Below are 24,906 nucleotides of genomic sequence, written 5' to 3'. Positions count from 1 at the left end.
AGGCGTATTCGCTGCGTAAAGGTTAGGCGTAGGCTCGGGCATATGCGGATTGCGGTTTCCTTAGCGCGCGAGGCACGGCGCGAGCCGGGGGCGGGAAGTGGAGGGGCTTGATGAACGAGGGCACGATCACTCTTCCCTGGCTCGTCATACGACAGGACGACAACGGCAATCGCTACTGCGTCGGGAGGTACGCGACCCGGGCCGAGGCCCAGAAGATCGCGGACAGCCTCGACGACCGCGGCCACAAGCAGCTCTACTGGGTCGAGCGGATCGCGCAGAACGGATCCAAGTGACTGTCCGCGTCCGGTGTGCCCTGCCGTAGGCTCCGGCGCATGGACGAAACGATCGTGGTGGTGGGCGGCGCCCTGCTGCACGACGGACGCCTCCTCGCCGCGCGCCGCAGCGCACCCCCCGAGCTGGCCGGCCGCTGGGAGCTGCCCGGCGGCAAGGTGGAACCGGGTGAGGCTCCCGAAGCCGCCCTCGTACGCGAACTGCGCGAGGAACTCGGCGTCACGGCGGAGTCCCTCGAGCGCATCCCGGGGGAGTGGCCCCTGCGGACGCCGTACGTCCTGCACGTGTGGACCGCGCGGCTGCTTCCCGGCTCGGCCGATCCGGTGCCTCTCGAGGACCACGACGACCTGCGCTGGCTGACTCCGGACGAGCTCTGGGACGTGGACTGGCTGGACCAGGACATCCCCGCCGTGAAGGCCGTACAGCGGCACTGGGACGGCTGAGACGGCCGAGACGTCGGAGGGGCCGTGACGTCGGAGGGGCGCCGGACCCGCTGTCGTGTGCCCGCTCCTCTCTTTGGGGGACAGCGGTCTTTCTGGGAGGCGCCGGCTGACGTGCGAGCGCGGGCGCCGGGGCGCGGCGCTGTGTGTGCGGCTTTCGGGAGCGGGAGAGCGCGAGTCGCGTCCGCGGCTCGGGGTCCCGTACGCCGTTCGTGCCACAGTGCGCCCACATGTGCGGTAAAGCGTCCCGGATATCGGGTATGTGCCCATTAACCCCACGAAACCAGACATGGGTGGGTTCCTGGCCTGGGAAGTGATCGGCGTGATCGACACCGAAGGCGACTACGCCGAGTGGAGCTTTCCCGCGGAGCCCGGTGCCGTCCGCACCGCCCGTGCCGTCGTCCGGGGCCAGCTGCGCACCTGGGGGCTGGATTCCCTCGGTGATGTGACCGCGCTGCTGGTCAGCGAGCTGGTGACCAACTCGCTGCGGCACGCCACCGGCCCCATCGGTGTCCGTCTGGTCGGGCCCGCGGGACTGCCGGGTGCCCTCCTGGTGGAAGTCTCCGACCCGTTGCCCGACCCGCCCCGCGAACGGTCCGCCGACGCGGACGACGAGAGCGGCCGAGGGCTGCAACTGGTGGCGGGCTCGTCGCGGCGCTGGGGTACCCGGCCCGGAAACACTGGAAAGACGGTGTGGTTCGAACTGGCGGTGCCCGACTGAGGGTCCGTCGGCTGTCGTGCTGAGGGTGTGTCGGGCGGAGGGTGGGGCGACCGATCGCTTCAGGCCACCAGAGTTGTCCGGAGTCTTTGATTCGATGGGGCGCCACCTGGTTAGAAGACTGGGAGTATGTCGCGGCCGGTCCAAAAACCATCGGGACCGTGCTGTGATCGTGAACACCGTGTTGTGCGGCGCCGTAGTGCTGGATACTGCGGGCAGCCGCCCCCGGTGACCGGTGCCGGACGCGGTGAGCTGGAGGGGACGGATCGCGTGAGCGAGATACCAGCGAAGGCCACGGAGTCCGAGGACCCGTCGGACGGCGCGAGGGCGGAGGCCGCGGCGGGTTTTGCCGTGGCCGGAGCGACGGGCGGGGCGATGAGCGACGCCATGACCGAACCGCGAGGCGACGCGAGAACCGAGCCGACGAACACACCATGGGGCGGCGCACCCTCCGGACCGAGCGGCGACGCGAGGCCCCGGGCGGCCGGCACCCCGACGGACACGGGTACGGGTGCGGATGCGGGTACGGACTCGGGCGCGGACATGGACCGGGCCACGGCCGTGCCGCCTGGCGAACCGCAGGCCGAACCGCACGCCGCATCGCACGTAGAGCCGTACGGAGAACCGCCCGGCGAGCCCCTGGGTGACACGATGTGGCAGAGCAGCCCGCCCGGTTCGATCTACGACTACATCAAGGTCGCCTCGTTCTCCATCGGCGCCGACGGCCTCGTCGACCAGTGGAGCCTGCGTGCCGAGCAGCTCTTCGGAATATCCGCGGAACGAGCCCTCGGTATGGACCCCATCGAGGCGTTCTTCGAACCCGACCAGCGCGAGCGCGGCCAGCGCAAGATGGCGGAGATCCTGGACGGCCGCGAGTGGACCGGTGTGGTCCCCTTCCGCGTGCCGGCCACTGGTGACGGCGAGCCGGGCGAGGAGGGCCTCGCCGAGGTCTATGTGATGCCCACCACGACGGAGGACGGCGAGCGGGCCGCCGTGTGCATCGTCGTGGACGTCCGGACCCTCCGCAGCATCGAGACGGACCTCGCCGCCTCGCAGGCGATTTTCGGTCAATCTCCGTTCGGCTTCCTGCTCATCGACACGGATCTGCGGGTCCGGCGCGCCAACAAGCAGTTCGCCTCGGTGTTCGGCGGAAACGTGGAGAGCCACCGTGGCCGTACGGTCCACGACTACCTGCCGCGTTCCGAGGCCGAGCGGGTCGCCGCGACGCTGCGCCGCGTCCTCGAAACCGGCGACTCCATCACGGACATGCACGTCACCGGGTTCATACCCGGCTCCGACGAGCGCCGGCACTGGTCCGTCAACCTCTACCGCGTGCACAGCGGCTCCGGCCGCCCCATCGGTATCGCCTGGCTCGGAACCGACATCACCAGCCGCCGTGCCGCGGCCCGGGAAGCGGCCTCCGCACGGCGCAATCTCGCCCTTCTGAACGAGGCGGGCGCCCGCATCGGCAACTCCCTCGACCTGGAGACCACCGCACGCGAACTCCTCGACGTCGTCGTGCCCGGTTTCTGCGACCTCGCCACCGTCGACCTCTACCAGGGCCTGCTCGCGGGCGACGAGACCCCGCGGGCGCTCGCCGACGGCAGCGCGGAACTGCGCCGGGTCGCCTTCGCCAGCGCGGTGTCCGACGCGCCGTTCATCGGCGGACCGGCGCCGGTCGCCGTGGGCGCGGTCCATCACTACGCCTTCAACTCGCCCTGCGCGGACGCCCTGCGCACCGCCCGCCCGCAACAGGTCCCCGCCGAGGACGGCGGCCTCATCCAGTCCACGCTGGCGGTCCCGATGGTCGCCCACGACACGGTGGTCGGCCTCGCCCAGTTCTCCCGTACGAAGGGCAGCGAGCCGTTCGGCGACCGCGACCGGGCGCTCGCGGTGGAACTCGCGGCGCGCGCCGCGGTCTGCATCGACAACGCCCGTCTGTACCGCCGCGAGCACGAACGCGCGCTGATCCTGCAGCGCTCGCTCCTCCCGCCGGGCGACCCGGAGGCCTCCGGTCTGGACATCGCGTGCCGGTACCTGCCCGGCAACGCGGCGACCGAGGTCGGCGGCGACTGGTTCGACGTCATCGAACTCCCCGGCCACCGCACGGCGTTGGTCGTCGGCGACGTCATGGGGCGCGGTCTGCGCGCGGCGGTCGCCATGGGTGAACTGCGCACCGCGGTCCGCACCCTGGCCCTCCTCGATCTCGAACCCGCCGAAGTGCTCTCGGCGTTGGACGAGATCGCCCGCGGCCTCGGCACCCCCGGCGGGGTCCAGCAGGCCACCCGCGCGGCCCGCCAGCCCCGCGACGCCGACCTCTCCGAGGTGTACCTGGCGACCTGCGTGTACGCGGTGTACGACTCCGTGACCCGCCGCTGCACCTTCGCCAACGCGGGCCATCTGCCGCCGGTGCTGGTCGAACCCGGCGAGAGCGCGCTGATGCTCGACGTGCCGCCCGGCATGCCCCTAGGGGTGGGCGGCGAGCCCTTCGAGGAGGTGGAGGTCGAACTACCCGAAGGCGCCCTGTTGGCGCTCTACACGGATGGACTGGTCGAATCGCGCGACCACCCCCTCGACGAGGGCCTGCAAGCCTTCGTCGGCGCGCTCACCGACCCTTCCCGGCCCCTGGAGGACGTCTGCGACCACGTCCTCAACACCCTCGACACCCACCACGGCGAGGACGACATCGCGCTGCTGATGGCTCGTGTCCAGGGGCTGCCCGCCGACTCCGTGGGCGACTGGACGCTGCCGCGCGAGCCGCGCAGTGTGGGGCGGGCCCGTGAGTACGCGCGCACCCAGCTCACCGCCTGGGACCTGGAGCCGCTCGTCGACACCACCGAGCTCCTGGTCAGCGAACTCGTCACCAACGCGCTGCGCTACGGCGAGGGTGAGATCAGGCTGCGTCTGCTGCTCGACCGGACCCTGGTGTGCGAGGTCTGGGACGCGGGCCTCGTCCAGCCACGTCGGCGCCGCGCCCGCGACACGGACGAGGGGGGCCGGGGGCTGCAGCTCGTCGGTCTGCTCTCCGCCGCGTGGGGCTCGCGGCGGACACCGGCCGGCAAGACGGTCTGGTTCGAACTTCCGCTCCCGGACGGCGGTACGCCCCTCACGGACCCGGCGGAGGCATTGCTGAGCCTGTTCTGACCGCGCGGTTGCCCGCGCCCCTGAAATCTCCGCGCCCCCGGGTCCTCGGTCCGCCGAAGCTCGCCGCGGGGGCGTCCGGGGTGTCGTCCAGCAGGATCCCGCCGAGCACCGCACCGCCGACGCCCGCACCCTCGGGCCCGGCGTACGGATTCCCGTACGCCCGTACGTCCCGTTCCGCGAGTTGCTCCGCCTCCCGGGCGAGCACGTCGGCGCGCCGGACGTCGACGAGGGCGCAAGGCGCGAGCGCGAGGCGGCGCTCCGCCTCTGAGAGCCGGGTCCGGGCCTCGGCACCGACCGCTCCCCGGTGCGTGGTGACGAAGTCCGAGGCGAGGGCGACGACACTGCGGGCCGGCAGCAGCGCGTGGTCGAGGAAGGGCCGGTCGACGGGAACGCGGTCCTCGGCCAGGAGCGGTGCTCCGGCGTCAACGACGCGACGGAGGGCGTCGAGCGGGTCGTACGGATGGCCGCCGCCCGCGCTCTCCCGCCGCACGTCGGCGACGACCGACGCGGCATGCGCGATCCGTCCGGGCAGCGCACCGACGGCCGGGAGGCCGCGCGCCGCCGCGAGCTCGGCCTCCGCGTCGCGCAGCGCGCCGGGCAACCGGGCCGCCGCGGAGGCGAGTTCGCGGGAGAGCCGGAAGACACCGTCCATGAAGAGGCCCGCCTGGTCGACGGCACCTTCGGCGGCCCGCAGATGTGCCGACGCCCGCTCGCCCTCCCCCCGGTCGAGGGACTGCCGGGCCTGGTCGAGGCGGGTGGTGGCGAACACGAGCCGGTCCTTGGCCTGTTCGACGTGGCCCGCGACGGGCAGGGACGCGGAGGGCGGGTATCGCTCGTGGAGCTCGGCGAGTGCCGCCCCCGCGGCCGGGGCGCGCGCGGCGAGCTCCCGGAAACGGGCCTCCGCCGACTCCAGCGCGGGGCGCAGGGTCCGTTCCAGGGCGCGCAGCAGGTCGAAGCCGGCCGCCTCCGCGTCCAGCCGCCGCCCCGCCTCCATGCTGCGGGCGGCGATCTCCTCCAGCAGCTGCCGCTTCACCAGGTCGTCGTCCGGCACGGTGTCGCCCAGTCGTTGCCGCAGCCGGAAGGACGCCGTCAGCTCGGAGCGTGCGTACGCCAGCGCCGCCGTGTACGTCTCGACGGCCTCATTGCCGAACTGGGCCTCCGCCCAGCCGAGTTCCTCCGCGCAGGTGCGCACGCAGTCGTCGATCTCGACGAGCGACTGCCGTGCCCGCCGGTCGAGTTCGGCGAACGGGGCGGGATGCGCAGTGGCTCCGCCAGGTGTCGTACGGGTCCGGGCCCGTCGTATGCGCCGGGTGTACGAGTACGCCGCCAGCGCCGCCGCGGCGACCACCGCGACGAGGGGCAGCACGAGATCGGCGGTGCTCGTCCCACCCTGCCCGGGCGCGGCCGCCACCTCGTCGGCACCCGCCCGTGCGACGGGCAGCAGCAGCCACCCCGTCGCCAGCAGTCCGCCGAGCACGGCGTGCGCCACCCGCGCGGCTATGTGGGACGTGGCTCGGCGCGGCCGGCTTCGGCTCAGGGGCGACGTCACATTTGGGAGCGTATGACCGCTTGCCCGGAGGCGCGACCGGGATGCGCCGAGGCGGGGCCGCTTAGTACTGCAACCGCATCTGGAGAATGTGGCCTCGGCGTTTATAGTGGGAGCGGCGGGCTCGGGCTTGGCTGCGTCGTCGGAAGCGTGACCAGTGCAGATGGTGCTCGTTGCTGTGACAGTGGCGCGTGACGACGACGTGGCCCATCAACCGGCGGATCTCCGGGACGCTGAGGGGTATGAGGTCTTGCTCGTCGTCGAGAGTGCCCCTTTGTGGCTTCTGCGGCGCGGACGGCGGTCAGGTAGGCAAGGGCGGCCATGGCCAGGGTGATGTGGCGGTACCAGGCCCGGTAGAGCCGCACCTGGTAGTGGTCCAGACCGCACTCTCCCTTCGCGGTCTGGAAGCACTCCTCGACCGCCCACCTCGCGGCAGCTACTTTGACCAGGTCTTTCAGTCGGGAGGCGACCGGGCCGTAGCAGACGTAGTAGGCGATCTCGCTCGGGTCGCTGACGCTGCGTCGGGCCAGCACCCAGTGCCCGAAGCCGTTTTCCCAGGACGGGCGGATCGCGACACGCGCCCAGTCGTAGATCCGCTCACCGTGCGCGCCGGCCCCGCCGGAGATTCGTTTCCACCGCTGGCGGGGCAGCGCGGCGACCAACTGGTCCACCCGCGTGTCCGCCCCGTGCGTGGTGATCACAGTGTCGTTGACCTTCGTAGCCAGCACGTGCGCGACCCGACGTTCCTCCAGCCACACTCGCAGGTGCTTGACCTGCCCGTATGCCTCGTCAGCGGTGACCCACGCGAACGGGACACCCGCGTCGATGGCGCGTTGCAGCATCCACTTGAAGTGCTCGTTCTTGGTCGCGAAGGGGACCTCGTCGTCGATCCCGGCCGCGCGGCAGCGGTCACGGTCATCCGTCCAGGAGACGGGGATGTAGAGCTCGCGGTCGATCAACGCCCGCCCCTGGCGGAGGCGTAGGCCAGGAATGTTCCGATCTGGCTGTTCTCCGTGCGGCCGGCTGTGCCGGTGTACTGCCGCTGGACGCCGGCGGACTTGGTGCCCTTCTTCAGGAAGCCGGTGTCGTCGCCGATCAGCACCGCGTCCTTGGCGCCGATGGTCTCCACGACGAAGTCCCGGACATCGTCGCGGACCGCGTTCTCGTCCCAGTCGGAGTGGTTGAGCAGGCGCTGGACGCCGTCGGGGCGCAACTGCCCGACCTGCTCCGACAGCGTCCACCCGTTCTTCTTCTCAAGCGGCGCGAGCAACCCGTTCAGGTAGTCCGACGCCCGCTCGCGGGGCTCCGACCTGCCGAAACGGTGGGCGAACCGGGCATGGAACCCGGCTATCCCCTCGGACCACGACTCGACCTGCTCAACCGTCAACGATTCATCGCACAGTCGGAACAACGAGCCAACCCAGCACCTGTCACGGCAGATGCGGTTGCAGTATTAGGGTACGGGGGATACGGGGGCGTACGGAGGGGGCGCGGGGGATGGACGAGGGGCGCACGGGGACCGAGGCGGAGCCGGCGGCGGAGACCGCGGCGACACCGGCCGGGGCCGGGGCGGACACGGGAGCGGGCGGGCCGAGGGACGACGAGGGCCGTGCGTCCTCGAGCCGTGTCCCCGGCTGGCTTCGAACGGTGGGCCGGGGCTGGCGGAACCCCCGACTGCGCTGGCCCAAACGGGTCGCGCTCGGGCTCGTTCTGGCGTTGGTCCTCTCCACGCTCGCCGCGGGCATCGCGCTGCGGGCCAACTACGCCGGAGACCCGGCCTCCGGTACCCGTACCAGGGACCGTGACGCCCTCTGGATGGGCCACGCCTGGGTGGACGGCCGGAAGAAGGACGCGGACGTCAAGGCGCTCGCGGAGCGGCTGCGGACGACCGGGATCCGGGATCTGTACGTGCACGCGGGACCGCTGGAGCACGACGGGACTTTGCCCGAGTCGGCGTACCCGAAGGCGCGTTGGCTGGTCGAGGCCGTGCACCGCGAACTGCCCGGCGTCCGCGTCCAGGCCTGGCTCGGCGACGTGCTCGCCACCGAGGGGGAGGTCGGGATGCGTCTGGAACGGGCGGCCACCCGGGCCGCCGTCGTCCGCTCCGCCGGGCAGGTCCTCGACGCCGGTTTCGAGGGCGCCCACTTCGACCTGGAACCCCTGCACTCCGACGACTCGGACTACCTCTCCCTGCTCGACGATCTGCGCCGCGTCACCCGGGCCCGCGACGCCCAGCTCTCCATCGCCGCCCACCAGATCGACCCGCTCCCGAACCTCCACTCCGTCGCGGGCGTCTTCACGGCACACCCCAAGTGGTGGTCCCAGTCGTTCTTCGGGCAGGTCGCCCGCCGGGTCGACCAGATCGCCGTGATGTCGTACGACACGGCGCTTCCCCTGGAGAGCCTGTACGGCGGTTACGTCGCCGAGCAGACCGCCCTCGCCCTCGAAGTCACCCCGAAATCGACCGACCTGCTGATGGGCCTGCCCTTCTACTACGAGGACAACATGGACCACCACGGCTCGGCCGAGACGGTCGCGGCGGCCGTCCGCGGCGCCCGCCTGGGCCTGTCCCGCACCGACCGCACCCGAGAACACTTCGGCCTTGCCCTGTACGTGGACTTCGCCGCCCGGGAGAAGGACTGGACGGCGTACGAGGAAGGGTGGGTGCGATGACCGTCACGCGCAGGCCGCTCACGAAAGACGACCTGGCGCCCCACGCCCGTGCCGCGCTCGGCCCGGCCCGGACGCTCACCGCTGCCGAGCGTCTGCGCGGAGGCTCCAAGAAGAGTGCCTACCGGCTCTTCCTCGACGACGGTTCCACCGCGGTCGCCTACGTCTGGGACCCGGCCGAGGACTACTGGGACGCGGCCCCGGCGGACCCCCGTGACTCCTTCTCGCACGCCTCCGGACTCGACCTCTTCACCGCCGCGTACGACAGGCTCACCGCCCTCGGCATCCGCACCCCCCGCCTGCTGTTCGCCGACCGCACGCACACGCACGTGCCCTCGGACGCGGCCGTGGTGGAGGACGTACGCGGCGGCAGCCTGGAGGACTTGCTGCGCCGAGACCCCCAGGCCGCCGCAGGGCCCCTGCGGGAACTGGCCGAGGCCCTGCGCACCATGCACGCCCATCCGGCACCCCGCCACGGCAAGGTCGCCGTCGTCGACAACGGCGGCAGCGCGTACGGCGGTTCGTGCGAAGAGGTCGTCCTCGAACGGGCGCTGGCCGACCTGGCGGAGGCCGCCGCACGCGACGCCCGGATCGCCGCCGTACGCGAGGCCCTGCACGACCGACTGCACACCCTCGCCGGGGCCGTCCGCCCGCGCCGCCGCGTGGGCCTCGTCCACGGCGAACTCGGCCCGGACCACGTCCTCGTGGACGAGCACGGCCATCCCGCCCTCATCGACATCGAGGGCTTGCTCTACTTCGACGCCGAGTGGGAGCACGTCTTCCTGCGTCAGCGCTTCCACGACGACTACGCGGCGCTGCGTGCCGACGGTCTCGACGAGGACCGGCTGCGCCTCTACCGCCTGGCCATGCACCTCTCGCTGGTCGCGGGCCCGCTCCGGCTCCTCGACGGCGACTTCCCGGATCCGGAGTTCATGCGGGCGATCGCGGAACACAGCGTCGGGCAGACCCTCACCCTGCTGGAGAACCCCGTGCCATGATCTGGGGGCGCGCCTGGTCGGCGCGCTATGGGGGAGGGAGAGACGGTGCACCCGTATCTGGTGGGCTTCGCCGCGCTGGCCATGACCGGCACGGCGCTGACGGGGATCGCCGGGATCGTCACGGGCTGGGTGCCGCCCTGGCTGCGCCCCCGTGTCGTCCGGCCGAAGCTGTGGGGGTACGGCTCGGTGGTGGGGGCCGCCGGGATGTCCCTGTACCTGTTCATCGGCCCGTTCCGAGGGCCCGACCTCAGCATGGCGCCCTTCGCGATGACCGGTATGGCCCTGTTCATCGGGGGGCTCGTGCTGCAGATGGCCTCGCGGCGTCCCGGTAGCCCCGGCATACCCGAACGCCGATGACAGGGCACTGGCTCTTTACGGCCGGTCTCGGTGAAGGCGTGGTCCTCGGACTCGCGGCGGCCGTCGGGATCGTCGCCGTGCGCGGCGGCCGGGTGCCGGGGTGGGAGCGCCGTCCCGTCGTCCGGCGCCGCCTGTGGGGCCAGGGCGCGCTGCTGGTGACGGCGGCCGTCGCGCTCCAGTCGTTGAACCTGGCCTTCTCGGGCCCCGGCTTCCTCCAGTTCGCGGGCGCCCTCGTGAGCGGCGCGGGCCTGATCACCGGGGCCGCCCTGATGTACCGGGCGACCCAGGACCGCCGCCGCGGCCCCACCGCTCCTACGACGACGGATCCCGCCTCCTGATCTTCGACCCCAGCCACACCAACGGGTCGTACTTGCGGTCGACCGCCCGTTCCTTCAAGGGGATCAGGGCGTTGTCCGTGATCTTGATGCCCTCGGGGCAGACCTCGGTGCAGCACTTGGTGATGTTGCAGTAGCCGAGGCCGTGTTCCTCCTGGGCGGTGCGCTTGCGGTCCAGACCGGTGTCGGCGGCGGCGTCCAGCGGGTGCATGTCCAGTTCGGCGACGCGCATCAGGAAGCGCGGGCCCGCGAACGCCGGTTTGTTCTCCTCGTGGTCGCGCACGACATGGCAGGTGTCCTGGCACAGGAAGCACTCGATGCACTTGCGGAACTCCTGCGAGCGGTCCACGTCCTCCTGCTGCATGCGGTACTCGCCGGGGCCGAGACCTGCCGGGGGAACGAAGGAGGGAACCTGCCGCGCCTTCGCGTAGTTGAAGCCGACGTCCGTGACGAGATCCCGTACGACCGGGAAGGCGCGCAGCGGTGTGACGGTGATCGTCTCCTCCCGCGTGAACACCGACATCCGCGTCATGCACATCAGCCGGGGGCGTCCGTTGATCTCCGCCGAGCACGAACCGCACTTGCCCGCCTTGCAGTTCCAGCGGACGGCCAGATCCGGGGCCTGGGTCGCCTGGAGCCGGTGGATGATGTCCAGCACCACCTCACCGTCATTGACCTCGACGGCGAAGTCCTCCAGGCCGCCGCCCTTGATGTCCCCCCGCCAAACCCGGAAGTGCGCCTCGTATGTGGTGGACGCGGCTGTGCTCATCGGCTTCCCTCCCGCGGCAGCTCAGTGGAATTCATGAAAAGCATCTCCCTTACATCGGAAGGCGGTTAGCGTGTAAACATGGCGCAGCAGGTGAAGCGGGCTTTCATGTATCGCTTCTATCCCACGGACGAGCAGGCGGCGGAGCTGTCGCGCACGTTCGGGTGCGTCCGCTACGTGTACAACTGGGCGCTGCAGCTGCGTTCCGAGGCGTACACCCTGCGCGGGGAGAAGATTGGCTATCCGGCAACGGACAAGGCGCTCACCGCCCTCAAATCCAGTGAGGAGGCCGCGTTTCTGCGGGAGGTGTCCTCTGTGCCGCTTCAGCAGGCGCTGCGGCACCTTCAGGGTGCGTTTCAGGCCTTCTTCGACAAGCGTGCCCGATACCCGCGGTTCAAGTCGAAGAAGAAGGCCAGACCTTCGGCGACATACACCCGTTCCGCTTTCCGCTGGCGCGGTGGAGAGCTGTTCCTGGCGAAGATGTCCGGCCCGCTGGACATCGCCTTGTCGCGTCCGCTGCCCAAAGGCGCGGAGCCGACCACGGTGACCGTGTCCCGAGATGGGGCGGGACGCTGGTTTGTGTCCCTGCTCGTGGAGGACATGGTCAAGCCACTGCGCAGAACGCGTACTGCCGTAGGTGTCGATGCGGGCGTATCCAGCCTGGTGACCTTGTCGACCGGAGAGAAGATCGCCAACCCGAAGCAGGAGCAACGGGAGCGTGCCCGGCTCGCGAAGGCGCAGCGGGAACTGGCCCGTAAACTTAAGGGGTCGAACAACAGCGCCAAGGCGCGTGTCAAGGTAGCGAGGGTCCACGGCCGGATCGCCGACCGGCGCCGGGATTATCTGCACAAGCTGACCACTCGACTCGTCCAGGAGAACCAACTGGTCGTGATCGAGGACCTGACCGTCCGGAACATGCTCAAGAACGGCAGCCTGGCGCGTGCCATCAGCGACGCGTCGTGGACACGGCTGCGTTCCATGCTGGAGTACAAGTGTGCCTGGTACGGGCGTGAACTTGTCGTCATCGACCGCTGGCACCCCTCCTCGAAGGCGTGCTCTGCGTGTGGTCGGATCTGCGAGAGCCTTCCCTTGCACGTCCGTGAATGGACGTGCAAGGGCTGCGGCACCCGGCACGATCGGGACCACAACGCCGCGAAGAACATCTTGGCCGCCGGGCTGGCGGTTGCAGCCTGTGGAGCCGGTGTAAGACCTCAGCGGAAGTTCATTCCAGCTGAGGCAGTCGGCGGTGAAGCAGGAAATGCTGAGGCGCGAGCCGCGGCACTTCCCGCCTTTCGAGGCGGGAAGAAGGTCAATCGTAGAGCTCCTCTTCGGCGAGGTACTTGACCAGCTCCTCCTTCTCGAAGAGGGCGAGCAGGTCGGGGCGAATGGGTTCGGTGGTCTCGCGGCTGAGGTCGATCTGGCCGTGCACGGGGTCGGTGGCCGCCAAACCGCCCGTGGGATCGGTGAGTTGGCACACGAGATTGACGCGACGCCAGGACCGCTCCATCGTCGGGTGGTCCTCGCGGGTGTGGCCGCCGCGCGACTCCGTGCGCTCCAGGGCGGCGCGGGCCACGCACTCGCTGACCAGGAGCATGTTGCGCAGGTCGAGGGCGAGGTGCCAGCCGGGGTTGAACTGCCGGTGGCCCTCGACTCCCGCCCGCCGTGCCCGTACCCGCAGCTCCGCGAGCTTCTCCAGGGCCTGTTCCATCTCGGCCTCGCGGCGGATGATGCCGACCAGGTCGTTCATGGCCTGCTGGAGTTCCTGGTGCAGGGTGTACGGGTTCTCGGGCGGGCGTCCGGCGCCGGGGGCCCGGGTGCCGTCCCCCGGCGAAGCACTGCCGGTGCCGGTCTCCGGGCCCTCCGCCGAGAAGGGCCGCAGGGCCTCGGCGGCCGCCGTGTCGATCTGGACGTCGTCCACGGGAGGACGGTCGTCGGTGTGCTCGGCGGCGTACTCGGCGGCGTGCAGTCCCGCCCGCCGCCCGAAGACCAGCAGGTCGGAGAGGGAGTTGCCGCCGAGCCGGTTGGAGCCGTGCATACCACCCGCGACCTCGCCGGCGGCGAACAGCCCCGGTACGCCGCGCGTCGCCGCCGAGTCCGAGTCGACCGCGATGCCGCCCATGACGTAGTGGCAGGTGGGTCCGACCTCCATCGCCTCCGCCGTGATGTCGACGTCGGCGAGCTCCTTGAACTGGTGGTACATGGAGGGGAGCCGGCGCCGGATCACCTCGGCGGGCATACGGGTCGACACATCCAGGAAGACCCCGCCGTGCGGCGATCCGCGACCCGCCTTGACCTCGGAGTTGATGGCGCGGGCGACCTCGTCGCGCGGCAGCAGCTCCGGGGGACGCCGGTTGTGGTCCGGGTCCTCGTACCAGCGGTCGCCCTCCTCCTCGGACTGCGCGTACTTCTCCTTGAAGACGTCCGGGATGTAGTCGAACATGAACCGCTTGCCGTCGGAGTTCCTGAGCACCCCGCCGTCGCCGCGCACCGACTCGGTGACCAGGATCCCCTTCACCGACGGCGGCCAGACCATGCCCGTCGGGTGGAACTGCACGAACTCCATGTTGAGCAGTGGCGCTCCGGCGAGCAGCGCGAGGGCGTGCCCGTCGCCGGTGTACTCCCACGAGTTGGACGTCACCTTGAACGACTTGCCGATGCCGCCGGTGGCGATGACGACGGAGGGCGCCTCGAGCACGAAGAAGCGCCCGGACTCGCGCTCATAGCAGAACGCTCCCGAGACCCGGCTGCCGTCCTTCAGCACACGTGTGACGGTGCACTCCTGATACACCTTCAGCCGGCTCTCGTAGTCCCCGGTCTCCTTCATGTCCTCCTGCTGGAGCGACACGATCTTCTGCTGGAGGGTCCGGATGAGTTCGAGCCCGGTCCGGTCGCCGACATGCGCGAGCCGTGGGTACTCGTGGCCGCCGAAGTTGCGCTGCGAGATCCGCCCGTCCTTCGTACGGTCGAAGAGCGCACCCCAGGTCTCCAGCTCCCACACCCGGTCCGGGGCTTCCTTGGCGTGCAGCTCGGCCATCCGCCACTGGTTCAGGAACTTGCCGCCCCGCATGGTGTCGCGGAAGTGGACCTGCCAGTTGTCGTGGGAGTTGGCGTTGCCCATCGCCGCCGCGATGCCGCCCTCGGCCATCACCGTGTGCGCCTTGCCGAACAGCGACTTGCAGATCACGGCCGTACGGGCGCCGCGCTCGCGCGCCTCGATGGCTGCGCGCAGTCCGGCGCCCCCGGCACCGACCACGACAACGTCCCACTCCTGCCTGTCAACCACGGACATCAGAAGGCCCCACCCAATCTAGAAGAAGCGCGGATCGTCGAAGGCGCCGGACGCGACGAGGTACACGTAGAAGTCGGCGAGTGCCACGCTGACCAGCGAGGCCCAGGCGAGCAGCATGTGACGGGCGTTCAGCTTCCCGACCCACTGCCACATCCGGTAGCGCACGGGATGTTTGGAGAAGTGCTTGAGCTTGCCGCCGACGATGTGCCGGCAGGAGTGGCAGGACAGGGTGTATGCCCAGATCAGCGTGATGTTGAGCAGGAAGACCAGGGTGCCCAGGCCCATGTGGCCCCAGCGGTAGTGCTCGTCGCGGAAGGAGAGCACGGTGTCGTAGGTCAGGACGCCTGCCACGAGGAGTGCCGCGTAGAAGAAGTACCGGTGGATGTTCTGCAGGATCAGCGGGAAGCGGGTCTCGCCGGTGTACTTCTTGTGCGGTTCCGCCACCGCGCAGGCCGGGGGCGACAGCCAGAAGCCGCGATAGTAGGCCTTGCGGTAGTAGTAGCAGGTCAGCCGGAAGCCGAGCGGGAAGATCAGGATGATGACGGCGGGGGAGATGCCCCACCAGCTCCCGAAGAGGTCCGCGTTCGGGCCCGCGTGCATGGTCTGGCACCGGTCCGCCAGACAGGGCGAGTAGAACGGCGAGACGTACGGCGCGGAGTAGTAGTTCGAGTCCGCGAAGGCCCGCCAGGTCGAATAGACCACGAAGGCCAGCAGCCCGGCCGCGGTGGCGGCGGGCGCCAGCCACCAGCGGTCGGTCCGCAGATGCGGGGCGGTGATCGCGGCGCGCGTGCCGGTCCGTACGCCGCCGCTGTTGGGATGAGGTTCCGTACCAGTGGTCAAGGAGAGCTCCGGTCGGTGGGGTCAGGGGGCGTGCCGGTCGCGGGCGCCGAGACCCTCGTCGTCCGAGTCCGTCCACAGGGTGTTGTCGTACGGGGTGTCGGGGATGGCCACGAGATCGGGGCGCCGCGGCGAGGTGAGGCCGGGGGCCGTCTCGCGCAGCAGCGCGACGCTCTCGCGCAGATGGTCGGCGTCGGCACGGACGCGGCGCATCTCGAGCCCGCCGCTGCCGATTTGCTGCTCCAGGCGGCCCACCGACCGGTTCAGGTCGTCGAGGCAGCGCTGGACTGACATCAGGTCGTCTTGCACGGACATGACGTGACCTCGCTTCCGTGGGCCTTCTGGGCCCTGGGTGGCAACGTTCATGCGCCTGCGAGTGTTGCGCGTCACACCTGCCGGTGTGAAGGGACGTGCACCGATTGGCGGGCGTGCGCTGGGGCGCCGTCCCCTGGGTGCGCCCCCTCAGACCCCCGCTTCGGCCCGAACGGGGCTCGTCCTCGAACGCCGGACGGGCTGGGTCGAGTCGCTCGGCGTTGCGCCGCACGGGTGCGCTTGCTCTCGCTCCTCGCGTGTCGTCACCGGTGGGCGAACCCTTTCCTCTTCAGTGGGTCCGTAGATCTGATCAGCTCCATATATCCGTAATGTACCGCCGAACGTGATCAGAAACCCTCGTTCGCCCACGGCGCGGCTTGTCCCGGAGGTAGCAGAGATGTCCCACGACGGCGTCGGACCGCGCGCGGTGATGCGCTCGGTCGCGTTCCTCACCGCGGGTGCGCTCGCGGTACCCGCCCTCGCCGCGTGCAGCGCGGACGAGGAGGTCGCCAAGCCCGTCGCCGCGCAGGACATCGCGCCCGCGACCCGCGACCTGATCCAGGACGGCGGCACCCTGCGCTGGGCGGTGGACGCCATGCCGCAGACCCTCAACACCTTCCAGGCGGACGCCGACGCCGGGACCTCCCGGATCGCCGGCGCCGTCCTGCCCGCTCTGTACCGCCTCGACGCCAACGGCACCCCCCAGCTCAATCCCGACTACCTCGAATCGGCCAAGATCGTCGAGAGCGAGCCCAAGCAGGTCGTGCTCTACAAGCTCAACCAGCAGGCGGTCTGGAGCGACGGCCGCGAGGTCGGCGCCGCCGACTTCGCCGCCCAGTGGCGTGCCCTGTCCGGCAAGGACAGCGCGTACTGGACGGCCCGCAACGCCGGCTACGACCGCATCGAGAAGATCGAGCGGGGCAAGAGCAACCTGGAGGTCCGCGTCACCTTCAGCCGTCCGTACGCCGACTGGAAGTCGCTCTTCTCGCCGCTGTACCCGAAGGACGTGATGGGCACCGCGGACGCCTTCAACGACGGAGCGCGCCGCAAGCTCCAGGCCACCGCGGGCCCGTTCGCCCTGCGGAAGATCGACCACAAGAGCGGCGAGGTCCTGCTCGCCCGCAATCCGCGCTGGTGGGGCCGCCCCGCCAAGCTCTCCGAGATCGCGCTGATCGCCGTCCCGCGCGACAAACGGGAGGACGCCCTCGCCAACGACAAGGTCGACATGGCCGAGATCGACCCCGAGGAGGCCGGACGGATCACGCTCGCCGCCCGCGACAAGGGCAGCGCCCCGTCGCAGGGGGCGGGTGCCCCGCTGCAGGGGCCGGGCGCCCCGTTGCAGGGGTCGGACGTGCCGCTGACGCCCGCGAAGGCGATGCGCGCCGGGGACTTCGTGGTCCGCAAGTCCCTCGAACCCGCCTACACCCAGCTGGCCCTGAACGGCTCCGAGGGTCCACTCGCCGACGAGCGCGTCCGCCGCGCCGTCGCCCGCGCCATCAACCGCGACGAACTCGCCAAGGTCGTTCTGGATCCGCTGGGCCTGCCCGCCGTCCCGGTCGGCAGCCACCTCGCGCTCTCCGGCCAGCCGGCCTACACCGACAACAGCGGCGCGCTCGGCGGTCAGGACACCAAGGAGGCGCAGGCGCTGCTGGCGGATGCCGGATGGGTGCCCGGGGGACCGGTGAAGCAGCAGCAGAAGAAGGAGAAGGAGAAGGCCGCGGGGCCCGAGGGCAAGAAGGCGGACCCCGAGGGCAAGAAGGCGGACTCCGACGCGCTCCCGGACGACTGGACGTACATCGTCGGCGAGGACGACAAGAACGGTGAGGCCGACCGGGAGAAGGTCGACCGGGAGAAGAAGGACCCGAACGACCACTCCGACAAGCACGGGAAGCAGCACGCGGGCGACGAGGCCGGCAAACACCTCGACGGCAGGCAGTACGCCCCCAAGGACAACCGGCAGGGCGGGGCGCCCGGCGCCTACGCGCCCAAGGGCACGGCCGCCCCCGCGGGCGCCGCGGCCGGCGCGCTCGCCAAGGACGGCCAGGCGCTGACGCTGCGCTTCGTCCTGCCCTCGGGCCCCGGTTCGGAGTCGCTGCGCGCGGTCGCCGACCGGATCTCATGGATGCTGGAGCGCATCGGTATCCGTACGGAGACGTCCAAGGTGCCGGACGACAGCTACTTCAAGGACCACATCGCCTCCGGCCAGTACGACCTGGCGCTGTACTCATGGCCCGCCTCGGCCTTCCCGGCCACCGACGCCCGCCCGATCTACGCCAAGCCCGTCCCGGCCGCCGACGGCTCTCTCACCATCGAGCAGAACTACACCCGGGTCGGCACCGACCAGGTCGACCAGCTCTTCGACCAGGCCATCGCGACGCTGGACGAGGACGAGTCGCGCTCCCTGGTCCGCAAGGCCGACGCCCGGATCTGGGCCGCCGCCGGATCGATTCCCCTCTATCAGCGGCCCCAGCTGGAGGCCACCCGCGCTACCTTGGTCAACGCGGGTGCCTTCGGCTTCCAGACCCCGATTTATGAGGACATGGGCTTCGTCAAACACCGACGCTGAAGCGCCGATTTATACAACGGACGCCACTGGTTGTGACGCGGCGTTTGCGTCCAGCTCCGCACGGGGCGGAACAGGGGCGATTGACTGCACCCCGCACCTACGCGATCAGTGCCCCTTGTGAAACCGGGTCCACCAGCCATGCCGGGGTTGTGCCTTCGGGGGCTCCCGCGCGGGAATAGTAACTTAGCGTACTGTCTCGATTACGTGTCAAGCTCGGATGGAGGTCGCCCCCGGAGGCCGCCTCCGTCCGGGCCCCGTACGATGGGGTAAGGCCGTGGCGTGTCCAGCCCGGCAGGGTCCGCGTAGCACTGACGTACGCGCAGGCCGTCCACTCACTCCGGGAGAAGCGCCTCAATATGGCCACGCGCCACGACATCCGCAACGTCGCCATCGTCGCCCACGTCGACCATGGCAAGACCACCCTGGTCGATGCCATGCTCAAGCAGGCCGGTGCCTTCGCCGCGCACGCCGCCGAGTCGCTTGACGACCGCATGATGGACTCGAACGACCTGGAGCGTGAGAAGGGCATCACGATCCTGGCCAAGAACACGGCCGTGAAGTACCACCCGAAGGATGGTGGTGAGGTCATCACCATCAACATCATCGACACCCCGGGCCACGCCGACTTCGGTGGCGAGGTCGAGCGCGGTCTGTCGATGGTGGACGCGGTCGTCCTCCTCGTCGACGCCTCCGAGGGCCCGCTGCCGCAGACCCGCTTCGTGCTGCGCAAGGCGCTGCAGGCCCGCCTGCCCGTCATCCTGTGCATCAACAAGACGGACCGCCCCGACTCTCGTATCGACGAGGTCGTGAACGAGGCGTACGACCTCTTCCTCGACCTGGACGCCGACGAGGACCAGATCGAGTTCCCGATCGTCTACGCGTGTGCGCGTGACGGCGTCGCCTCCCTGACCAAGCCGGAGAACGGCACGGTCCCGCAGGACAGCGACAACCTGGAGCCGTTCTTCACCACGATCCTGGAGTCCGTCCCGGCCCCGTCCTACGACGAGTCCGCCCCGCTCCAGGCGCACGTCACCAACCTGGACGCCGACAACTTCCTCGGCCGTATCGCGCTGCTGCGCGTCGAGCAGGGCGAGCTGCGCAAGGGCCAGACCGTCACGTGGATCAAGCGCGACGGCACGATGTCCAACGTCCGCATCACCGAACTGCTGATGACCGAGGCGCTCACCCGTAAGCCGGCCGAGAAGGCGGGCCCGGGTGACATCTGCGCGGTCGCCGGTATCCCGGACATCATGATCGGCGAGACGCTTGCCGACCCCGAGAACCCGATCGCGCTGCCGCTGATCACGGTCGACGAGCCGGCCATCTCGATGACCATCGGTACGAACACCTCGCCGCTGGTCGGCCGCGGCGGCACCGGTAAGGGCGCCACCGCGAAGGCCGCCGTCAAGGACCGCAAGGTCACCGCCCGCCAGGTCAAGGACCGTCTCGACCGCGAGCTGGTCGGTAACGTCTCCTTGCGGGTGCTGGACACCGAGCGTCCGGACGCCTGGGAGGTCCAGGGCCGTGGTGAGCTCGCGCTCGCCATCCTGGTCGAGCAGATGCGCCGCGAGGGCTTCGAGCTGACCATCGGCAAGCCCCAGGTGGTCACCCAGATCATCGACGGCAAGGTGCACGAGCCGGTCGAGCGCATGACGATCGACGTGCCCGAGGAGCACATGGGCGCGGTCACGCAGCTCATGGGCGTCCGCAAGGGGCGTATGGACAACATGTCGAACCACGGCTCCGGCTGGGTCCGCCTGGAGTTCGTCGTGCCCTCCCGCGGCCTCATCGGCTTCCGGACCGAGTTCCTGACCGGGACGCGCGGCACGGGCATCGCCCACTCCATCCACGAGGGCCACGAGCCCTGGTTCGGCACGCTGACGACCCGCAACAACGGCTCGCTGGTCGCCGACCGCTCCGGCGCCGTCACCGCGTTCGCGATGACGAACCTCCAGGAGCGCGGTGTGCTGTTCACCGACCCCGGCACCGAGGTGTACGAGGGCATGATCGTCGGCGAGAACTCCCGCGCCGACGACATGGACGTGAACATCACCAAGGAGAAGAAGCTCACCAACATGCGCTCCGCCGCCGCCGACTCGTTCGAGGCGATCGTCCCGCCGCGCAAGCTCTCCCTGGAGCAGTCCCTGGAGTTCTGCCGCGACGACGAGTGCGTCGAGGTGACCCCGGAGGCCGTGCGCATCCGCAAGGTCGTCCTCGACCAGAAGGAGCGCGGTCGCAGCGCCAGCCGGGCCAAGCACGGCTGACCTCGACCGTTCCGCAGTGATTTCGGGCACCTCGCATCCGCGGGGTGCCCGTTGCGTTGGGGGAGGCGTGGAGCGCGGCGCGCGGCTTGCGCCGCGGTACGGCGCTGCGATAGGGCGGGGAGCCGGGAGAGGGTAGGGAAAACCCTTCATTACGGAGGAGTAGGCCTCCAAAATGGCTGGTTCCCACTACCCTGCAATCACGTGGGTCCCGGCCGCACGGCATGTATCGAGGCCATGGTCACACCGTCAGGGGGCGTACGCGCTTGATCACGAACGGCCTTGTGGTGGAAGCCCGTTGACCGCATGCCGGGGCAGCTGCCCCCGCCGGTCCGGGGTGGGTGGGCACGCCAATGGCACCCCCACATGACGGCCACGATAGTCGCAACCTCTTTTTTCGCTCCGTGCGTCCGCAATGCGGACGGTCGAGACCGATAGATGTGTAACAAGTCCGTTTCGGAGGGATCTTTCAGCAAACCCTTTGTCCGGATTTTGGAAGAAGTAGGCGACAGGTGTGATCGAACCGAGACCTTGTGAGTGTGGTCGGGGTCTGGCCCATGGCAGATAGTTAGGCGCGTAGAGCTCGGACCAACGGGCCATACGCCTTCAGGTGGCGTCGGCTTGCGAGCGCAGGGAGCACCAGCACTTTCTCCGTCCGAAGTGTCGGCAATGTGACTAGTGCTCCCTTTTGCGGTGAACCAATGGACTCATGAGGAGGAACCCATGCGCGGTGCCAAGAGCGCCAAGTGGGTCGCGATAGCCGCGGTTGTGGCGCTGGGAGTGACCGCCTGTGGTGGTGGCGGCGACGACAAGGGCAGCGACAGCAAGGCCGCCGTCGACCCGGCCGGTAAGTTCTCGGTCGAGGTGGGCGAGCCGCAGAACCCGCTGCAGCCGGCCAACACCATGGAGTCCAACGGCAGCATCGTCATCAAGTCCCTCTTCTCGCAGCTCGTGAGCTACGACGAGAAGGGCAACATCGTCTACGTGAACGCCCAGTCGGTGGACACGAAGGACAACAAGACGTACACGGTCAAGCTGAAGTCGGGCTGGAAGTTCCACGACGGGACCCCGGTGACCGCCACGTCCTACGTCAAGGCGTGGAACTGGGCTGCCGCCCCGGCGAACAAGCAGACCAACAGCTTCTGGTTCTCCGACATCGCGGGCTACGACGACGTCGCCCCGGCGAAGGGGAAGCCGAAGGCCACGAAGATGTCCGGTCTGAAGGTCGTCGACGACAGTACCTTCACGATCACGCTCTCCAAGCCGATTCCCTACTACGTGTACAAGCTCGGCTACGAGGTCTTCTCGCCGCTGCCCGAGTCCTTCTACAAGGACCCGAAGGCCGCGGGCGAGCACCCGATCGGCAACGGCCCGTACAAGTTCGTCAGCTGGGCGCACAAGAAGCAGATCGAGGTCGCCAAGTTCGACGGCTACCAGGGTCCGGACAAGGCCAAGAACGGTGGTGTGCTCTTCAAGAACTACACCAACCTGGAGACGGCCTACGAGGACCTGAAGTCGGGCAACGTCGACGTCCTGCGTCAGATCGCCCCGAAGGACCTGCCGGTCTACAAGTCGGACCTCGGCAGCCGCGCGGTGGACAAGGCGTACTCGGCGATCCAGACCATCGCGCCGGCCTTCTACACCAAGCAGTGGAAGAACATCGACCCGAAGGTCCTGCAGGGCCTGTCGATGGCGATCGACCGCGCCACCATCACCAAGACGGTGCTCCAGGGCACCCGCGAGCCCGCCACCGGCTGGGTCGCGAAGGGCGTCCTCGGCTACGAGCCCAACGCCGGCGGCGACGTCTTCACGTACAACCCGACGAAGGCCAAGCAGCTCATCAAGGACGGCGGCGGCGTCCCGGGCAACGCCATCACCATCCAGTACAACGCCGACGGCGGTCACAAGGAGTGGGTGGAGGCGGTCTGCAACTCGATCACCAACGCCACCGGCGTCAAGTGCGCGGGTGACTCCAAGGCCGACTTCCAGGCCGACCTCAACGCGCGTGACGCCCAGCAGGTCAAGTCCCTGTACCGCAGTGGCTGGGTGCTCGACTTCCCGATGAACGCCAACTTCATCCGTGACCTGTACGGCAGCAAGTCGGACGGCAACCAGAGCGGCTTCTCGAACAAGAAGATCGACGCCGACATCGCCGCGGCCGACTCCGCCAGCTCGCTCGCGGACTCGGAGAAGAAGTACCAGGACATCGAGAAGGAGCTCGTCAACTACATGCCGAGCATTCCGCTCTGGTACTACAAGGTCAACGCGGGCTACTCGGACAAGGTCACGGGCGTCGCGTACGCCCAGGACGGTGACCCGATCCTGACCGGCGTTCAGGTCAAGAAGTAACCGCAATCAGCCCGTGATCCCGGGTGCGGCGCCGCCTCGTGCGCCGCACCCGGGGGGACGGCAGCGGCCGGGGGGCCCTTTCCATGCGCATCGTTCAGGGGTGCGCAAGGAAAGGGCCCGTCGGCTGTCGTCGTAGTAACTACATGGAGGCACGATGGGGCGCTACGTCGCACGACGACTGCTCCAGATGATCCCGGTCTTCATCGGGACAACCCTGCTGATCTTTCTCATGGTCTACGCCCTGCCCGGCGACCCCGTGCGAGGCCTGTTCGGCGACAAGGGCGGAAGCCCTGCCGTCATCGCCTCACTGAGACATCAGTACGGCCTGGACCAGCCGATCCTGGTGCAGTACTACCACTACATGAAGGACATGATCCTTCACTTCGACTTCGGCACGCAGATCGCGAGCGGCCGCCCCGTCACGGACGTGCTCGGCGAGGCGTTCCCGGTGACCCTCCGTCTTGGCGGGCTGGCCTTCGCCATCGAGTTGGTCCTGGGCTTGATCCTGGGCGTCTGGGCGGGCATGCGCGCCGGGCGGTTCGCGGACAACGCGATCCTGCTGGTCTCGCTGCTGCTGATCTCGGTTCCGGTGTTCGTCCTCGGCTTCATCCTGAAGGTCGTCTTCGCCTTCCAGCTCAACTGGCTGCCGCCGAACGTGAACGACTCCACGAACTTCAACGAGTTGCTGATGCCGGCGTTCGTCCTCGCGACCGCCTCGCTGGCCTATGTGACCCGGCTCACCCGTACGTCGGTCGCCGAGAACATGCGCGCCGACTACATCCGTACCGCCGTCGCCAAGGGCCTGCCCAAGAGCCGTGTGGTGGGCGTCCACCTCATGCGCAACTCGCTGATCCCCGTGATCACCTACCTGGGCACCGACATCGGCGCGCTGATGGGCGGAGCCGTCGTCACCGAGGGCCTGTTCAACATCCAGGGCATCGGCGGCACGATCTACCAGTCCATCGTGCGCCGGGAGGGCACCACGCTCGTGGGCCTGGTGACCATCCTGGTCATCGTCTACCTCCTCGCCAGCCTGCTCGTCGACCTGCTGTACGCGGTCCTGGACCCGAGGATTCGCTATGCCTGACGTGACCAAGACCGACGTCCAGACGGCGGTGGCCACCGCTGGCGGAGCGACCCCGGTGACGCCTGCGGTGAACAAGCCGGAGAAGTCCCGCAGCCTGTGGGGCGACGCCTGGAACGACCTCCGGCACAGCTGGATCTTCGGTGTCTCGGCGGTGCTGATCCTGCTGCTGCTGACGATCACCTTCTTCCCCGGGCTGTTCACCGACACCGACCCCATCAAGGGCGACCTGGCCAAGCACTTCCTGCAGAAGCCGAAGTTCGGCCATGTCTTCTCCGGGGACTGGCTGGGCTACGACCAGCAGGGCCGCAGCGTCTACGCCCGTGTCATCTACGGCACCCGGGCCTCCGTGGCCGTGGGCTTCGGCACCACCCTCGCGGTGACGGTCGTGGGCGGCCTGATGGGCATGATCGCCGGATACTTCGGCGGCGTCGTCGACTCGATCCTGTCGCGTCTGACGGACGTCTTCTTCGGCATCCCGTTCCTGCTCGCCACCATGGTCGTGCTGACCTCCTTCCCGGACCGCACGACCTGGGTCGTCATCGGCGCGCTGGCCGCCTTCGGCTGGACGCAGATCGCCCGCGTGATGCGTGGCGCGGTGATCACCACGAAGCAGGCCGACTACGTCCACGCGGCCAAGGCCCTGGGCGCGAGCACCCCGCGGATCATGTTCCGGCACATCCTGCCGAACACGCTCGCCCCCGTGATCGTCGTCTCCACCATCTCGCTCGGCGTCTACATCTCCGCCGAGGCGACCCTGTCCTTCCTGGGCCTCGGCCTCAACGGCGTGTCCTGGGGCAACGACATCTCGGACGGCGGCAACCAGATCCGCGTGGCGCAGTGGATCATGCTCTATCCGTCGATCATGCTCAGCATCACGGTGCTGGCATTCATCATGCTCGGTGAGGCCGTCCGTAACGCCCTCGACCCGAAGCTGCGCTGA

General features: G+C 69.4%; 19 protein-coding genes and 1 pseudogene. 14 read left to right on the top strand and 6 right to left on the bottom strand.

Features of this window, described 5'->3' with window-relative positions; all coding sequences use genetic code 11:
* Nucleotides 1-110 precede the first annotated feature (110 nt).
* From OG819_RS06960 to OG819_RS06945, 4 genes are all read left to right on the top strand, one after another.
* Entirely contained in the window at nucleotides 111-293 is a 183-nt protein-coding gene (locus tag OG819_RS06960; RefSeq protein ID WP_266648499.1) for an SPOR domain-containing protein, read from the top strand.
* Nucleotides 294-332: 39 nt separating this feature from the next.
* Complete coding sequence (locus OG819_RS06955) at nucleotides 333-734, top strand: (deoxy)nucleoside triphosphate pyrophosphohydrolase (protein WP_266648498.1); 402 nt, start codon at nucleotides 333-335, stop codon at nucleotides 732-734.
* 286 nt (nucleotides 735-1,020) lie between these two features.
* Entirely contained in the window at nucleotides 1,021-1,452 is a 432-nt protein-coding gene (locus tag OG819_RS06950) for an ATP-binding protein (RefSeq protein ID WP_266436351.1), read from the top strand.
* A gap of 267 nt (nucleotides 1,453-1,719) precedes the next feature.
* Nucleotides 1,720-4,593, top strand: coding sequence for a SpoIIE family protein phosphatase (locus OG819_RS06945; RefSeq protein ID WP_266628237.1), 2,874 nt, complete (start codon nucleotides 1,720-1,722; stop codon nucleotides 4,591-4,593).
* Here the strand turns inward: OG819_RS06945 and OG819_RS06940 are convergent.
* Nucleotides 4,556-6,142: a hypothetical protein gene (locus tag OG819_RS06940; RefSeq protein WP_266648497.1), complete on the bottom strand. Its 1,587-nt coding sequence runs from the start codon at nucleotides 6,140-6,142 to the stop codon at nucleotides 4,556-4,558. The two genes, OG819_RS06945 and OG819_RS06940, sit on opposite strands and share 38 nt — an antisense overlap.
* A gap of 101 nt (nucleotides 6,143-6,243) precedes the next feature.
* Nucleotides 6,244-7,490, bottom strand: a pseudogene (locus OG819_RS06935) (IS701 family transposase).
* A gap of 146 nt (nucleotides 7,491-7,636) precedes the next feature.
* Here OG819_RS06935 and OG819_RS06930 point away from each other — a divergent pair.
* Genes OG819_RS06930 through OG819_RS06915 form a run of 4 tightly spaced genes read left to right on the top strand, consistent with a single transcriptional unit; the run spans nucleotide 7,637 to nucleotide 10,502 of the window.
* On the top strand, nucleotides 7,637-8,812 hold the full coding sequence (locus tag OG819_RS06930; RefSeq protein WP_266648496.1) for a hypothetical protein: 1,176 nt from the start codon (nucleotides 7,637-7,639) through the stop codon (nucleotides 8,810-8,812).
* Nucleotides 8,809-9,807 (top strand): phosphotransferase, encoded by a 999-nt coding sequence (locus OG819_RS06925; RefSeq protein WP_266648495.1) that lies wholly within the window; start codon nucleotides 8,809-8,811, stop codon nucleotides 9,805-9,807. The genes OG819_RS06930 and OG819_RS06925 overlap by 4 nt, the downstream gene beginning before the upstream one ends.
* Nucleotides 9,808-9,852: 45 nt before the next feature.
* Nucleotides 9,853-10,164 (top strand): hypothetical protein, encoded by a 312-nt coding sequence (locus OG819_RS06920; protein ID WP_266648494.1) that lies wholly within the window; start codon nucleotides 9,853-9,855, stop codon nucleotides 10,162-10,164.
* Complete coding sequence (locus OG819_RS06915) at nucleotides 10,161-10,502, top strand: hypothetical protein (protein WP_266628245.1); 342 nt, start codon at nucleotides 10,161-10,163, stop codon at nucleotides 10,500-10,502. Before OG819_RS06920 ends, OG819_RS06915 begins: the two co-directional genes overlap by 4 nt.
* Here the strand turns inward: OG819_RS06915 and OG819_RS06910 are convergent.
* Complete coding sequence (locus OG819_RS06910) at nucleotides 10,477-11,268, bottom strand: succinate dehydrogenase/fumarate reductase iron-sulfur subunit (RefSeq protein ID WP_266648492.1); 792 nt, start codon at nucleotides 11,266-11,268, stop codon at nucleotides 10,477-10,479. The genes OG819_RS06915 and OG819_RS06910 overlap by 26 nt on opposite strands.
* Before the next feature lie 78 nt (nucleotides 11,269-11,346).
* Here OG819_RS06910 and OG819_RS06905 point away from each other — a divergent pair, with 78 nt between their 5' ends.
* Nucleotides 11,347-12,609 carry an RNA-guided endonuclease TnpB family protein gene (locus OG819_RS06905; protein ID WP_266628249.1) on the top strand — a complete coding sequence of 421 codons (1,263 nt, stop codon included), beginning with the start codon at nucleotides 11,347-11,349 and terminating at the stop codon, nucleotides 12,607-12,609.
* Here OG819_RS06905 and OG819_RS06900 read toward each other — a convergent pair.
* Genes OG819_RS06900 through OG819_RS06890 form a run of 3 tightly spaced genes read right to left on the bottom strand, consistent with a single transcriptional unit; the run spans nucleotide 12,575 to nucleotide 15,706 of the window.
* Nucleotides 12,575-14,554, bottom strand: coding sequence for a fumarate reductase/succinate dehydrogenase flavoprotein subunit (locus tag OG819_RS06900; RefSeq protein ID WP_266648490.1), 1,980 nt, complete (start codon nucleotides 14,552-14,554; stop codon nucleotides 12,575-12,577). The genes OG819_RS06905 and OG819_RS06900 overlap by 35 nt on opposite strands.
* Before the next feature lie 18 nt (nucleotides 14,555-14,572).
* Nucleotides 14,573-15,394, bottom strand: coding sequence for a hypothetical protein (locus tag OG819_RS06895; RefSeq protein WP_266628253.1), 822 nt, complete (start codon nucleotides 15,392-15,394; stop codon nucleotides 14,573-14,575).
* A gap of 21 nt (nucleotides 15,395-15,415) precedes the next feature.
* The gene (locus OG819_RS06890; protein ID WP_266436331.1) at nucleotides 15,416-15,706 is read right to left on the bottom strand and encodes a hypothetical protein; all 291 of its coding nucleotides are present in this window, start codon (nucleotides 15,704-15,706) and stop codon (nucleotides 15,416-15,418) included.
* Between the two features lie 394 nt (nucleotides 15,707-16,100).
* Here OG819_RS06890 and OG819_RS06885 point away from each other — a divergent pair, with 394 nt between their 5' ends.
* The 5 genes from OG819_RS06885 (at nucleotide 16,101) to OG819_RS06865 (ending at nucleotide 24,906) form a co-directional block, all read left to right on the top strand.
* On the top strand, nucleotides 16,101-18,269 hold the full coding sequence (locus OG819_RS06885) for an ABC transporter family substrate-binding protein (protein WP_266648489.1): 2,169 nt from the start codon (nucleotides 16,101-16,103) through the stop codon (nucleotides 18,267-18,269).
* A 356-nt stretch (nucleotides 18,270-18,625) separates the two neighbouring features.
* A complete protein-coding gene (gene typA, locus OG819_RS06880) occupies nucleotides 18,626-20,533 on the top strand; it encodes a translational GTPase TypA (RefSeq protein ID WP_266648487.1) in 1,908 nt (635 codons plus the stop codon).
* A 720-nt stretch (nucleotides 20,534-21,253) separates the two neighbouring features.
* Nucleotides 21,254-22,879 (top strand): ABC transporter substrate-binding protein, encoded by a 1,626-nt coding sequence (locus OG819_RS06875; RefSeq protein WP_266648486.1) that lies wholly within the window; start codon nucleotides 21,254-21,256, stop codon nucleotides 22,877-22,879.
* A 154-nt stretch (nucleotides 22,880-23,033) separates the two neighbouring features.
* Nucleotides 23,034-23,966, top strand: a complete 933-nt coding sequence (locus tag OG819_RS06870; RefSeq protein ID WP_266628262.1) for an ABC transporter permease — start codon at nucleotides 23,034-23,036, stop codon at nucleotides 23,964-23,966.
* A complete protein-coding gene (locus tag OG819_RS06865) occupies nucleotides 23,959-24,906 on the top strand; it encodes an ABC transporter permease (RefSeq protein ID WP_266648485.1) in 948 nt (315 codons plus the stop codon). Before OG819_RS06870 ends, OG819_RS06865 begins: the two co-directional genes overlap by 8 nt.

Origin of the sequence: Streptomyces sp. NBC_01549, assembly GCF_026339955.1 — a bacterium.
Taxonomy (GTDB): domain Bacteria; phylum Actinomycetota; class Actinomycetes; order Streptomycetales; family Streptomycetaceae; genus Streptomyces.
Note: the sequence above shows the minus strand (reverse complement) of the source record. Positions and strands in the feature narration are given on the sequence as shown.

Bases quoted from the DNA above. Each gene is read 5' to 3' on its own strand.
- OG819_RS06960 (WP_266648499.1), top strand. From the start codon at position 111: ATGAACGAGGGCACGATCACTCTTCCCTGGCTCGTCATACGACAGGAC.
- OG819_RS06885 (WP_266648489.1), top strand. From the start codon at position 16,101: ATGTCCCACGACGGCGTCGGACCGCGCGCGGTGATGCGCTCGGTCGCG.
- typA (WP_266648487.1), top strand. From the start codon at position 18,626: ATGGCCACGCGCCACGACATCCGCAACGTCGCCATCGTCGCCCACGTC.
- OG819_RS06890 (WP_266436331.1), bottom strand. From the start codon at position 15,706: ATGTCCGTGCAAGACGACCTGATGTCAGTCCAGCGCTGCCTCGACGAC.
- OG819_RS06925 (WP_266648495.1), top strand. From the start codon at position 8,809: ATGACCGTCACGCGCAGGCCGCTCACGAAAGACGACCTGGCGCCCCAC.
- OG819_RS06910 (WP_266648492.1), bottom strand. From the start codon at position 11,268: ATGAGCACAGCCGCGTCCACCACATACGAGGCGCACTTCCGGGTTTGG.
- OG819_RS06875 (WP_266648486.1), top strand. From the start codon at position 21,254: ATGCGCGGTGCCAAGAGCGCCAAGTGGGTCGCGATAGCCGCGGTTGTG.
- OG819_RS06955 (WP_266648498.1), top strand. From the start codon at position 333: ATGGACGAAACGATCGTGGTGGTGGGCGGCGCCCTGCTGCACGACGGA.
- OG819_RS06900 (WP_266648490.1), bottom strand. From the start codon at position 14,554: ATGTCCGTGGTTGACAGGCAGGAGTGGGACGTTGTCGTGGTCGGTGCC.
- OG819_RS06930 (WP_266648496.1), top strand. From the start codon at position 7,637: ATGGACGAGGGGCGCACGGGGACCGAGGCGGAGCCGGCGGCGGAGACC.
- OG819_RS06870 (WP_266628262.1), top strand. From the start codon at position 23,034: ATGGGGCGCTACGTCGCACGACGACTGCTCCAGATGATCCCGGTCTTC.
- OG819_RS06915 (WP_266628245.1), top strand. From the start codon at position 10,161: ATGACAGGGCACTGGCTCTTTACGGCCGGTCTCGGTGAAGGCGTGGTC.
- OG819_RS06950 (WP_266436351.1), top strand. From the start codon at position 1,021: ATGGGTGGGTTCCTGGCCTGGGAAGTGATCGGCGTGATCGACACCGAA.
- OG819_RS06905 (WP_266628249.1), top strand. From the start codon at position 11,347: ATGGCGCAGCAGGTGAAGCGGGCTTTCATGTATCGCTTCTATCCCACG.
- OG819_RS06865 (WP_266648485.1), top strand. From the start codon at position 23,959: ATGCCTGACGTGACCAAGACCGACGTCCAGACGGCGGTGGCCACCGCT.